The sequence below is a fragment of the Achromobacter sp. CSND-B12 genome, assembly GCF_052906545.1.
In genome coordinates, this window is sequence record NZ_JBREGJ010000001.1 from 5285503 (window position 1) to 5297692 (window position 12190).

Here is a 12190-nt window from a genome sequence, read left to right on the forward strand (position 1 = left end):
CAAGGCCGACAAGGCATCGCGCGGCGCCGGCAAGGCGTTGCCCGATGCCTTTTTCAATCGCGACGCGCGCCAGCTGGCGCGCGAACTGCTGGGCAAGGTGGTGCGCCACCGGGTCGACGGCCTGTGGCTGTCGGCGCGCATCATCGAGACCGAGGCCTACTACCTGGAAGAGAAGGGCAGCCATGCCTCGCTCGGCTATACCCACAAGCGCCGCGCCCTGTTCATGGACGGCGGCGTGGTCTACATGTATTACGCGCGCGGCGGCGACTCGCTCAATTTCAGCGCGGGCGGGCCGGGCAACGCGGTGCTGATCAAGTCCGGCTATCCCTGGGTCGACGCGCTCTCGGGCCCCGAGGCGCTGGCCCGCATGCAGGCCTTGAATCCCGATGCCCAGGGCCGTCCGCGCCTGCCGGCGCGCCTGTGCGCGGGCCAGACGCTGCTGTGCCGCGCGCTGGGCCTGAAGGTGCCGGACTGGGATGCGCGGCGCTTCGACCCCGACGCGCTGTACGTCGAAGACGTGGGCGAATCGCCGCAGGCATTGATCAGCACCGCCCGGCTTGGCATCCCGCCCGGGCGCGACGAACACCTGGAATACCGCTACGTCGATCCGGCCTATGCGGCCTGGTGCACGCGCAACCCTTTGCGTCGCGGGCAAGTGGCCGGACGGGACTATCACTGGGTCGACCGGCAGGGGGCGCCGCTCAAGCAGGCGCCCTGAGGCGGGCGCGGCATGGTTGGTACCGGGCCGCGCGGCCTTCAGCCCTGGGGGGCGGAGCCGCCCGTGCCCGCCTGTTGCGCCGCCTTGCGGGCGCGCTCGGCCATGCCGGCCCGCATCTCGGCGTATTTGCGTTGGATGCGCCGGCGGTTGATGCGCTTGCTCCACGCGTAGATGGGCACCAGCGGCAAAACGCCGAACCCGTCGATCAGGAACAACCCCGACCGGCCTTCCGCGTTCTGGCCACAGGCGATATTGCTGGCGGTCAGGTCGTGCAACACCACGTGCGCGTCGGCCAGGTCCTCGATGAACTCATCCAGTTGCGCCGACAGGGCCGCATCCATTGTTCCCTGGGGCGCCAGGTCCGCCAGGGTAGGGGCGATATTGCCCGCTTCATCGGTGATTTTCTCGACCAGCAGGCCCAGGCCCAGTGTGGTCTGGGCCACGCCCAGAATGCGCGCCATCGGCACCTGCCAGACGCCGGACGGGCGCGTGGTCGTGGTGACGTATTCCGTGATTTCGTTCAGGTAGACGCGATAGGCGCTTTCGCGCTGGTATTGCTTGTACCAGCGCTTGAACGGCCGGGCTTCGAGGTAAATCGCGCGCGCCTGCATGTCCATGACCTTGACCAACAGGGAAGGGGCATGGGGATGCTGGAAGATATGACGGTCCCCGCCCACCGCGACCGGAGTTTCGTCATTGAGATTCAATGGACCGAAAATCGATTCGAAGGCGACGGGAGGCGGACAGTACGTGGGGAAATCAGCTGTATTCAACTGTTTTTAAGGTTTATACATACGTTGTTAACAGTTTAATGCTGTTGTTTGCTTTTGGTTTTTTCTGAGTGCCCGGAAAGTCGTTTCGGATAGCTACAGAAGGCCGGGTATGCCGCCCTATAATTTCACGCGCCCGGCGTGGGCGCGCAGCGTTGAGGGTCCGTTTTGTCAAACGAAGTTCTGCTCTGGGTCGCCGCCGGCGGCGCGGTACTGGCCTGCCTGGCGGCCCTGATGGCCTGGCTGTCGCGCCCGGCTCGCGATGATCGCCTGGACGCCTTGCTGGACGGCCTGGAACGCACCGAGCGCGCGTTGCGGGCCGATATCGCCGAGGGCCAGCGCGGTCTGCGCGCCGAGTTCTCGGAATCGACCCGCGGCCTGCGGCAGGAACTGGCGCAATCCCACGGCGAGCTGCGCGCGGCGCTGACCCGCGATGCCCAGGCGGCGCGGGCGGAATCGGCCGAATCACTGGCGCGCTTCGCGGCCGGGTTCAACGAGCAGTTGCAAGGGCTGATACAGATCAACGAGCGGCGCCTGATGGAGGTGCGCGAGACGGTCGATCAGCGTTTGCAAGCGTTGCAGAATGACAACAGCGCCAAGCTCGATGACATGCGTCGCACGGTCGACGAGAAGCTCCACGCCACCCTGGAGCAGCGCCTGGGGGAATCATTCAAGCAGGTTTCCGACCGCCTTGAAGCGGTGCACAAGGGATTGGGCGAAATGCAGGCGCTGGCCGCGGGCGTGGGCGACCTGAAACGGGTCCTGACCAACGTCAAGTCGCGCGGCACCTGGGGCGAAGTGCAATTGGCGCGCCTGATCGAAGACAACATGACGCCGGAGCAGTACGCCAGCAATATCAAACCGGTGCCGGGCAGCGACGCGGTGGTCGAATTCGCCATCCGCCTGCCGGGTCGCGGCGATGGCGGCATGCCCGTCTGGCTGCCGATCGACGCCAAGTTTCCCAAGGAAGAGTACGAGCGCCTGATGGATGCGCAGGAGGCGGCCGACGCCGAGGGCGTGAAGGCGGCCGGTGCCGCCTTGGCCAAGGCGGTCGAGCTGCAGGCGCGCCTGATCGCCACCAAGTACGTGGCGCCGCCGCACACCACGGATTTCGCCATCATGTTCCTGCCCACCGAAAGCCTGTATGCCGAAGTGTTGCGGCGCCCGGGGCTGCTGGATCGACTGCACGACCTGCGTATCAACGTGGCCGGGCCCAGCAACCTGGCGGCGCTGCTCAACAGCCTGCAGATGGGCTTTCGCACGCTGGCCATCGAACAACGCTCGTCCGAGGTCTGGCAAGTGCTGCGCGCGGTCAAGACCGAATTCGGCAAATTCGGTGACGCGCTGGCCGGCGTGAAGAAGACCCTGGACACCGCCAGCAGCAAGATCGGCCAGACCGAGGTGCGCACGCGCGCCATGCTGCGCAATCTGAAAAGCGTCGAAGCGCTGCCCGAAGCCGAGGCGCTGCGCCTGTTGGGCGGCGAAGGCGCCGCCGACGAGACCGCGGCCGAGGGCGACGCGCCCGCTTCCCGCGCCTGACTGGCGCGCCCGGCTGCCGGCTTTCCGCGCCTGCGTCGCCGCGTCGCCCACGGGGGCCGCTGCCCGGGCGCCGTTCCCCGCCCGCGGCCCGGCGTGGCGCCCTCCGGGGCCGAGCTTGTGACCCGGGCGCTCTGCCGATATCCTCATACTTGCGGCATTCCGCCGTCGATATCTGGAGCATCGTAAGCATGGGCACGGCTGACCGAGTTGATTCCTCTTCCTTCGACGCGATGGCGCTGGGCGCCGAGATCGCCCAGGGGGCCACCACGGCGCAGGCCGCGATGCAGCAGGCGGTGGAACGGGTGGCGGCGCGCAATCCCTCGATCAACGCGGCGTGTGGCGTGCAGGCCGAGCTGGGCCTGGACCTGGCCCGCGCGCTGGACGATGAGCTGGCGACGCTGACGGCCGAGCAGCGGCTGGCGCTGCTGCGCGAACGTCCGTTCCTGGGCGTGCCGACCTTGCTCAAGGACCTGGGCACCGCCGCGCTGGGGTTGCCCAGCGCCATGGGCTCGGTGCTGTATGGCCAGGTTGAATGGAATGTCGACGCTGAAATCGTCAAGCGCTATCGCCGCGCCGGCCTGATTCCTTTCGGCCGCAGCACCAGCGCCGAACTGGGCCTGAGCCCCACCAGCGAATCGCCGGTCTACGGCGCGCCGACCCAGAACCCCTGGAAGGCCGGCCACAGCGCCGGCGGTTCCAGTGGCGGGGCAGGGGCGGCGCTGGCCAGCGGCATGGTGCGCATCGCCCATGGCAGCGACGGCGGCGGCTCGATCCGCATTCCGGCCTCGTGTTGCGGCGTGCTGGGCCTGAAGCCGTCGCGCGGCATGATGCCGCTGGGGCCGCTCAAGGGCGAGGGCTGGGGCGGCCTGGCGACAGAACACATGATGACGCTGTCGGTGCGCGATTGCGCGGCGGCGCTGGATATCAGCGCCGGCGCCGACGTCGGCGCGCCGTATGCGGCGCCGGCCAGGCCAGGCGAATCCTATCGCGACATCGTGGCGCGGGTGTCGGCGGATCCGCGCTCATCGCCGCGCCGCCGCATTGCCTATATCAACACCACCTACGAAGGCGAAGCGATCCATCCCGAGGTCGCGGCGGCGGTCGACGAGGCCGCGCGCCTGTTCGCCGGCCTGGGCCACGAACTGGTGGTGGCCGCGCCGCCGGTGGGTTCCGAGGAAGTGCTGTCGCCGATGCTGCCGCTGATCGCCAGCGCCGCCGCCAATGCCATCGACAGCTTCGTCGGCGCGCGCAATCGTCGTCTTGCCGCAGACGAATTGCAGCCGACCACGCTGGGCGCGCGCGAGTACGCCCGCGCGATTTCCGGCGCGCAGTACGTGGCTTGCGTCGATACCTGCCACGAGATCACGCGCCGCATCGGCCGCTTCCTGCATCGCGAGGGCACGCAGGGCCACGACCTGTTCCTGTCGCCGGTGTTGGCGCAACTGCCGGCGCCCATCGGCCGCTATGCGATGGACAACGCCGATTACCTGGCCTATCGCCTGGGCAAGAAGGGCGTGATCGGCTATTCGCCGTTCGCGCCGTTGGCCAACCTGACGGGCATGCCCGCCATTTCCATTCCGTTCGGCCTGTCGGCCGACGGCCTGCCGATCGGCATCCAGGTCATGGGCCCGCTGGGCAGCGAGGCCTGGCTGCTGGAACTGGCCGCCCAGGTCGAGGCCCTGCGGCCCTGGCAGCGGGTGGCGCCCATCGCCAGATAGGCCGCCGGGCGGGGCGCGCCGGCAAGCACGGCGCATCAACGAAGAGGAGCCAGCATGCCGTCGTTCGTGACCCATACCGTACTCAACCAGGTCCCGCCCCTGGAAGACTATTCGCTGTTCGAGACCGACCCGGCGTTGCGCGAGGCGGCGGTCCGCGAGGGCGCTGGCGCCTGGCTCGGCGACCTCGGCGCGCATGGGGCCTGGCTCGGCCGCGCCCAGACCCTGGCCGCCGGCGTCGACGCCAACCGCTATCCGCCGCGGCTGCAGGCCTATGACCGGACCGGCCATCGCATCGACCATGTCGATTTCCATCCCGCCTGGCAATTGTTGATGAGCGGCATCGTGGCGCGCGGCCTGCACAGCCGCGCCTGGGCCCAGCCGGTGCCGGGGGCGCAGGTGGCGCGGGCGGCGGCCTACCTGATGCAGGGCCAGGTCGAGGCCGGCACGCTGTGTCCCACCACCATGACCTTTGCCGCCGTGCCTCTGCTGCAACGCGAGCCGGCGGGCGTGATCGACTACACCGGCGATTGGCTGCCCGCGCTCTATTCGCGCGAATTCGACGGCGCCGACGCGCCGCTGGCCGGCAAGCGCGGCGCGCTGATCGGCATGGGCCTGACCGAGAAGCAGGGCGGTTCCGACCTGCGCGCGGTCACGACACGCGCCGCGCCGCTGGGCGCGATCGGGCGCGGTTGCGCCTATTTGCTGGTGGGCCACAAATGGTTCTTCTCGGTGCCGCAGGCCGACGCCCATCTGGTGCTGGCGCAGACCGACGAGGGCCTTGGCTGCTTTCTGGTGCCGCGCTGGATTCCGGAAGGCCCGCGCAACGCCGTCCGCATCCGGCGCCTGAAGGACAAGCTGGGCAATCACAGCAATGCCAGCGCCGAGGTCGAGTTCGAGGACGCGTGGGGCGTCATGGTCGGCGAACCCGGGCGCGGCCTGGCGGTGCTGCTGGAGATGGCCGCCACCACCCGCCTCGATTGCGTGCTGGGCAGCGCCGCGTTGCTGCGCCAGGCCCTGGTGCAGTCGCTGCACCATGCCTGCCACCGCCAGGCTTTCGGCAAGCCGTTGCTGGCGCAGCCGCTGATGCGCAATGTGCTGGGCGACCTCGCGCTGGAGTCGGAAGCCGCCCAGGCGCTGGCGCTGCGCCTGGCGCGCGCGGTGGACGAGCGTGGCGACGCCGGCGCGCGCGCGTTGGCGCGGGTCGGCACGCCCGCCGCCAAGCTGTGGGTCTGCAAGCGCGCGATCGCGGCGGTGGCCGAATGCATGGAGGCATGGGGCGGCAACGGTTACGTCGAAGAGGGACCGATGCCGCGGCTGTATCGCGAAACGCCGGTCAATTCCATCTGGGAAGGGTCCGGCAATGTCATGGCGCTGGATGTGCTGCGTGCCTTGCAGCGCGAGCCCGAGGCGCTGCCCGCGCTGGAAGGCGAGTTCGCCCCGGCCCTCGGCCAGTACCGCGAGTTCGATGCCGCGCTGGCGCGGTGGCGCGCCCTGTTGGCGGACCCGGCGCAGGCGGAGTTCCAGGCCAGGCGCATCGCCTGCGGCCTGGCGTGCCTGTGGCAGGCGGCGCTGCTGATCCGGCACGCGCCGGGGCCGGTGGCGCAGGGGTTCGTCGGCAGCCGCTTGGCGGGTGTGGGCGGCGTGTTCGGCGAACTGGCGGGGGGCCTGGACGTCGGGACGATCCTGGCGCGGGCCTGGCCGGTGGCGGCCGCATGCTAAATTTCCCGGCTTCAACCACCTTTATTCCGCATCGCCATGCTCTCCCAGCAAGAACTCAAGCAGCAAGCCGCCGACGCCGCCCTGGAACTCGTTGAACAGGTCGCCGGCCCCGACGTCATCATCGGCGTCGGCACCGGCTCCACGGCCGATCTCTTCATCGACGGCCTGGCGCGTTTCAAGGGTCGGATCGGCGGCACGGTCGCCAGCTCCGAGCGCAGCGCCGCGCGGCTGGCCGGCCATGGCCTGAAAGTGCTGGACCTGAACGACGTCACGTCGATGCCGATCTACGTCGATGGCGCCGACGAGATCGACGCCAACCTGCACATGATCAAGGGCGGCGGCGGCGCGCAGACGCGCGAGAAGATCGTCGCCTCGGTGGCCGACCGCTTCGTCTGCATCGTCGACGAGTCCAAGTTGGTCGAGGTCATGGGCAAGTTCCCGCTGCCGATCGAAGTCATTCCGATGGCGCGCGAGGCGGTGGCCCGCGCCATGACGGCCATGGGCGGCCAGCCGCGCCTGCGCGAGGGCTTCGTGACCGACAACGGCAACATCATCCTGGACGTGGCCGGCCTGTCGATCACCGATGCGCCCGGCCTGGAAGCCCGCGTCAACAATCTGCCCGGCGTGGTCACCTGCGGCCTGTTCGCGATCGCCGGCGCCGACGTGGCGCTGCTGGCCACGCAGAACGGCATCCGCCGCCTGGACCGCCGCGCCTGAGTGGGCATGGCCGACCGCCCTTGCGGGCGGTCCGGCCGCGATTCATAATCCTGTCACACTTGGGTCATAACCTTGCGGGTTGTGCAGGCCCACACACGAAACGCTTTCTTATCGGGGCAATGCAATGAGATCAACCACGCAGGGAGCCCGGATGACGGAGCATACAAACAAGCAGTTCGACGCTGACCTGGAAAGCGTCCGTTCGCAATTCTTGCAAATGGGCGGCGTGGTCGAAGCCATGATCCAGGAGGCCATCGATGCGCTGGCCAGCGGCGATCTGACGCTGGTTGAGAAAGTGCGCGAGCGCGAGAAGGAAGTCAATCGCCACGAAGTGGAGATCGACGAAAGCATCAGCCGCATCCTCGCCCGCCACCAGCCCACCGCGATCGACCTGCGCATGCTGATGGCCGTGTCCAAGATGCTGACGGACATGGAGCGCTCCGGCGACGAGGCCGAGAAGGTGGCCACCGTGGCCCGCCGCATCCACGAGTCCGAAGTCCGCCACATCCCGGTGATCGAACTGCGCCACATGGCCGCCAACGTGCGCACCATGCTGCACCAGGCGCTGGACGCCTTCGCCCGCCTCGACCCCATCCTGGCCGCTGCCGTGGTGCGCAGCGACAAGGAAGTGGACAAGGAATGGAAGGGCGCGTTGCGCCACCTGATCACCTACATGATCGAAGACCCGCGCACCATCTCGCGCGCCATCGACATGATCTTCATCGCCCGCGCCCTCGAACGCATCGGCGACCATGCCAAGAACATGTCCGAGCGCGTGATCTACATGGTCAAGGGCGCGGATGTGCGCCACACCGGCGTCAAGAACACCGAGCGCCTGGCGCGCGGCGAAGAGGATACCCCCGGGCAGGACGACTGATCGCCGCGGCGGCCGCGCCGCCCGTCCTGCCGGGAGGCAACAGAAAAAGCCCCACGCTCCGCCGCTCGCGGGTCGATGCCCCCCGAGGGGGCGTTTTTGCCTTGGGGCGGCCCGGCGGCAAAAAAAAGCCCCCACGCTCGCCGCTGCGCGGGTCGCTGCCCCCCGAGGGGGCGTTTTGCCTTGGGGCGGCCCGGCGGCAAAAAACCCCAGGCGCCACGGCGCGTTGGGGTTTTTTACGTGTCCGGCCGCCTACAGCGGCAGCTCGGCGCCCTGGCACAGGCGCGGGTCTGGTACGCCCGACTTGCCGGCGTTGATGCGCCCGGCCAGCCGCCGGCCGAAGGCCGGCAGGCCCTGGGCGCTGACGTCCAGGTCGTACCAGCCTTCGCAACCGGCGTATTTCAGTTCCAGCGCGCCGCCGGCCTGCACATGGGCCATGGCGCGCCAACCGTCGCCCATGCGTGATTCGATCTGCACCGGCAGGTGGGTGTCGCCGTGGTTGATGAGGCGCAGGCGAATGCCGGAGGTCACCGGCACCAGCTGCGTTTCCAACAGGCCGGCATCCCGGGTGTCGCCGCGGAACCTGCGGTGGAAGCCGTCCGGACCCAGCAGCCACAGGTCATAGGCGCCTTCGGCGTCGAGACGCCAGCCGTCATCCAGCCGCGCGCCGGCGCCGACGGTGTAGCGGCGCGGGGCGCGCTCCAGCGCCCGGCGATCGTAGACGTGCAGCACCGCGCCCGCCGTGCCCGGGTTGCGGAAGGTCAGGCGGTAGTGTTCGCCGTCGGCGGTCATGCGGCCCACGGCCTCCAGGGCATAGGGCAGGGCGCAGGTGTGGCGCGCGCTGTCGGCGTGCAGCGTGGCCCGGTCGCCGGCGAAATCGAAGGCCGAGGTCAGGTCGCCGGCCACGGCGCGGCGCCAGGCGCTGATGTTGGGCTCGGCCACGCCGAAGCGGGCCTCCAGGAAACGGATCACAGAGGTGTGGTCGAACACTTGCGAATTGACCCAGCCGCCGCGGCTCCACGGCGACACCACCAGCATCGGCACGCGCGGCCCCATGCCGAAGCCGCGGCCATGCAGGGCGGCGGGGTCGTCCGGGGTGGCGGCGCTGGGGCCGTGGCGGGTGTCGTGGTATTCGCCATCCAGCTCCACCGTCGACAAGCCGCCCGAGCGGCCGTCGGTCTCGCGCGCGGGCGGCGCGGGCGGTGGCATATGGTCGAAAAAGCAATCGTTCTCGTCGTAGGTGACGAGGAACACACAGCCGCTCCAGACGGCGGGGTTGCGCGTCAGGATCTCGAGCACGCGTTCGGTGTAGGCGCCGCCCTGGCGCGGCGACGAGACCTCGGGATGTTCGGAGTCGGCGGCGGGAGCGATGATCCAGGAGACCTGCGGCAGCGTACCCTGTTCCACGTCATGCGCCAGGTCGTCCAGGGTGTGGGTGGACAGGCCCCGGTCGCGTAGCGGCGCGTCGGCGCCGCCGGCCTCGTGCTGGCGCCGGTACTGGCGGAAGCCGGCGAGCGGGTTGTCGTGGAAGTTGTCCGCCATGTCCTGGTAGATGCGCCAGTCGATGCCGGCGGCCTGCAGGCGTTCAGGATAGGTGGTCCACCCGTAGCCCTGGTCGGCCGGGCCGAGCCGGTCGAAGGTGTTGACCAACGCCGGTCCGCCAGCGCGTCCCAGCGGGTCATTGGTGCCGGTCCACAGGAACAGGCGGTTCGGATTGGTGCCGGCCTGGACCGAGCAGTGGTAGGCATCGCACAGTGTGAAGGCATTGGCCAACGCCGTCTGGAACGGCACTTCGGCGGGGCGGTAGGCGCCCATGCCCAGGCGGCGCTTGGCGGCCAGCCATTGGTCCATGCGGCCGTCGTTCCAGGCGCGCTGGGCGTCGTCCCAGGTATGCGGAGTGATGTAGCCCACGGGCGTGTCGCTGGCGTACTCGCCTTGCAGCGCATAGGGGCGGACTCGCTCGGCGCCGTCGGCTTGTGTCAGGACATCGCCGGCCGGGGTGGGCACCGGATGCGGATCGGCAAAGCCGCGCACGCCGGGCAGGCTGCCGAAATAGTGGTCGAAGGACCGGTTTTCCTGCATCAGGATGACGACGTGCCGCACGTCGTGGAGCGTGCCGTGCTTGCGGTCGGGGGCCACCGCCAGCGCGCGCCGGATGGCCGGGGGCAGGTCGGAGGAAGAGGCGGAACTCGGATCTTCTTTCATGACAGCGTTAATACGGCCAGCAATAATGGAATCTTAAGCCAGCCACGGGCATGGCCGGATCGACCGGCCAGAAGCACGAAGCCCCTCGCGGACGAGGGGCTTCGCAGGAGGGGCCGCGCGCGCGGCGTGGCGCGATCAGGCCGAGGGCGGAACGTAGCCCTGGGCTTCGACGCTGCCGTCCTCGAACAGGAAGCGTTCCATCTGCTGCTGCAGGTACTTGCGGGCGCGGGCGTCGGCCAGGTTCAGGCGGTTTTCATTGACCAGGCGGGTCTGCACCTGCTTCCACTCTTCCCAAGCTTCCTTGGAAATGCTTTGCCAGATGCGGGTGCCGAGTTCGCCGGGGTAGGGCGGAAAATCCAGCCCTTCGGCTTCACGCTTCAATTTCACACAGTTGACGGTACGGGCCATGGTTCGCTGCCGGAAAGAATGGGTAATGCGCCATTTTAGCGGGCTTGGCGCCGGAAGGCCGCCAAGCCCCTGCGGGCACTGCGGTTAGGCCTCGGGGCCAGCCCGGGGCGGGGCCGCGTCACAGCTTCTTGATGAACACCAGGCTGTTGCGCGAGCGGTTGTAGTTGTTCTGTTTTTCGCGCGGCAGGTCGGCGATGCCGCCCTGCACGAAGCCGCGCTTCATGAACCAGTGCGAGGTGCGCGTGGTCAGCACGAACAGCCGCTTGGCGCCGCTGGCACGGGCGCGCGATTCCATGTGGCGCAGCAGGATCTCGCCCTCGCCGGACCCCTGCCATTCGGGGTGCACGATCAGGCAGGCCATCTCGGCCATGTGATCCTCGGGGAAGTTGTGCAGCGTCGCGCAACCGTAGATCACGCCGTCGTGCTCGAGCACGGTGAAGTTCTCGACGTCGCGCTCGATCACGCTGCGCGGGCGCGGCACCAGCGTGCCGTCGGCTTCCAGCGGCTCGATCAGGCTGAGGATGGCGCCAACGTCATCGAGCGTGGCCGGGCGCAGGTCGTCCAGCGTGTCCTCCACCACCATGGTGCCGACGCCATCGTGAGTGAAGATCTCCAGCAGCACGCTGCCGTCCAGCGCGAACGGCACCAGGTGGGCGCGGGCCACGCCGCGCTTGACCGCCAGCGACGCGTATTGCAGGTAGGCGCCGGTTTCCTCGTCCAGCGAGCCGCCCGCCAGCAGCGCGTCGGCATCGACGCGGGCCAGTTCGGTGTCGACCGAGCCGTCGTCATTGAGCACGCCCTGGCCGCTGGACAGGAAGATCAGCTTTTCGGCGCGCAGCGCCACGGCCACGCTGGTGGCCAGGTCTTCCATGGCCAGGTTGAAGGCGTCGCCGGTGGGCGAGAAGCCCAGCGGCGACAGCAGCACTACCGACGAACCCTTTTCGATGGCGAACTTGAGCGCGTCGACGTCGATCTTGCGCACCTGGCCGGTGTGCTTGTAGTCCACGCCGTCCAGCACGCCGGTGGGGCGGGCGGTGACGAAGTTGCCCGAAATGACGCGGATGTGCGCGTGCGACATCGGCGTGTTGGGCAGGCCCTGGCTGAAGGCGGCCTCGATGTCCAGGCGGATCTCGCCGGCGGCTTCCTTGGCGCATTCCAGCGCGGCCGCGTCGGTGGGCGCCAGGCCGCGGTCGAACTGTTGGGTGAAGCCCTTCAGGCGCAGTTGTTCGTTGACCTGGGGGCGCGAGCCATGCACCAGCACCAGGCGGATGCCCAGCGACGACAGCAGCGACAGGTCCTGCACCAGCGCGTTCAGCGCCCCGGCCTGCACCAATTCACCGCCAAACGCCACCACGAAGGTCTTGCCTCGGAACGCATGCACGTAGGGCGCGACGTCTCGGAACCATCGGACGAACTGGGCAGGGGCGAATTCGGGGGCTTCAAGGGCGGAGACGGTGTCTGGTTCCAGGTCGGGCATGATGGGTGGGGCGATTCCTGAGAGTGGCAACAACGCGGCCCAGGG

Annotated in this window: 10 protein-coding genes; 6 read left to right on the forward strand and 4 right to left on the reverse strand. The window is 68.9% G+C overall.

Annotated features, from left to right (window positions below; all coding sequences use genetic code 11):
• Positions 1 to 37: 37 nt before the first annotated feature.
• Complete coding sequence (locus tag ACUTAG_RS24960; RefSeq protein WP_035181090.1) at positions 38 to 718, forward strand: DNA-3-methyladenine glycosylase; 681 nt, start codon at positions 38 to 40, stop codon at positions 716 to 718.
• Positions 719 to 756: 38 nt separating this feature from the next.
• Here the strand turns inward: ACUTAG_RS24960 and ACUTAG_RS24965 are convergent, their stop codons facing one another.
• Positions 757 to 1491, reverse strand: coding sequence for a PhoP regulatory network YrbL family protein (locus tag ACUTAG_RS24965; RefSeq protein ID WP_045952788.1), 735 nt, complete (start codon positions 1489 to 1491; stop codon positions 757 to 759).
• Between the two features lie 231 nt (positions 1492 to 1722).
• On the opposite strand from ACUTAG_RS24965, the gene rmuC reads away from it, so the two are divergent.
• The 5 genes from rmuC (at position 1723) to phoU (ending at position 8058) form a co-directional block, all read left to right on the forward strand.
• Entirely contained in the window at positions 1723 to 3027 is a 1305-nt protein-coding gene (gene rmuC, locus ACUTAG_RS24970; RefSeq protein ID WP_242610378.1) for a DNA recombination protein RmuC, read from the forward strand.
• A 188-nt stretch (positions 3028 to 3215) separates the two neighbouring features.
• Positions 3216 to 4745, forward strand: coding sequence for an amidase (locus ACUTAG_RS24975; protein WP_006384050.1), 1530 nt, complete (start codon positions 3216 to 3218; stop codon positions 4743 to 4745).
• 54 nt (positions 4746 to 4799) lie between these two features.
• Positions 4800 to 6464: an isovaleryl-CoA dehydrogenase gene (locus tag ACUTAG_RS24980; protein WP_148316565.1), complete on the forward strand. Its 1665-nt coding sequence runs from the start codon at positions 4800 to 4802 to the stop codon at positions 6462 to 6464.
• Positions 6465 to 6500: 36 nt separating this feature from the next.
• Entirely contained in the window at positions 6501 to 7181 is a 681-nt protein-coding gene (gene rpiA / locus ACUTAG_RS24985; protein WP_049055496.1) for a ribose-5-phosphate isomerase RpiA, read from the forward strand.
• A 151-nt stretch (positions 7182 to 7332) separates the two neighbouring features.
• Positions 7333 to 8058 (forward strand): phosphate signaling complex protein PhoU, encoded by a 726-nt coding sequence (gene phoU / locus ACUTAG_RS24990; RefSeq protein ID WP_006384047.1) that lies wholly within the window; start codon positions 7333 to 7335, stop codon positions 8056 to 8058.
• 249 nt (positions 8059 to 8307) lie between these two features.
• Here phoU and ACUTAG_RS24995 read toward each other — a convergent pair whose 3' ends face one another.
• The 3 genes from ACUTAG_RS24995 to argA form a co-directional block, all read right to left on the reverse strand.
• Positions 8308 to 10260 (reverse strand): phosphocholine-specific phospholipase C, encoded by a 1953-nt coding sequence (locus tag ACUTAG_RS24995; protein WP_047993498.1) that lies wholly within the window; start codon positions 10258 to 10260, stop codon positions 8308 to 8310.
• A gap of 135 nt (positions 10261 to 10395) precedes the next feature.
• On the reverse strand, positions 10396 to 10668 hold the full coding sequence (locus ACUTAG_RS25000; RefSeq protein WP_006384045.1) for an oxidative damage protection protein: 273 nt from the start codon (positions 10666 to 10668) through the stop codon (positions 10396 to 10398).
• 118 nt (positions 10669 to 10786) lie between these two features.
• Positions 10787 to 12145 carry an amino-acid N-acetyltransferase gene (gene argA, locus ACUTAG_RS25005; protein ID WP_006384044.1) on the reverse strand — a complete coding sequence of 453 codons (1359 nt, stop codon included), beginning with the start codon at positions 12143 to 12145 and terminating at the stop codon, positions 10787 to 10789.
• Positions 12146 to 12190 lie beyond the last annotated feature (45 nt).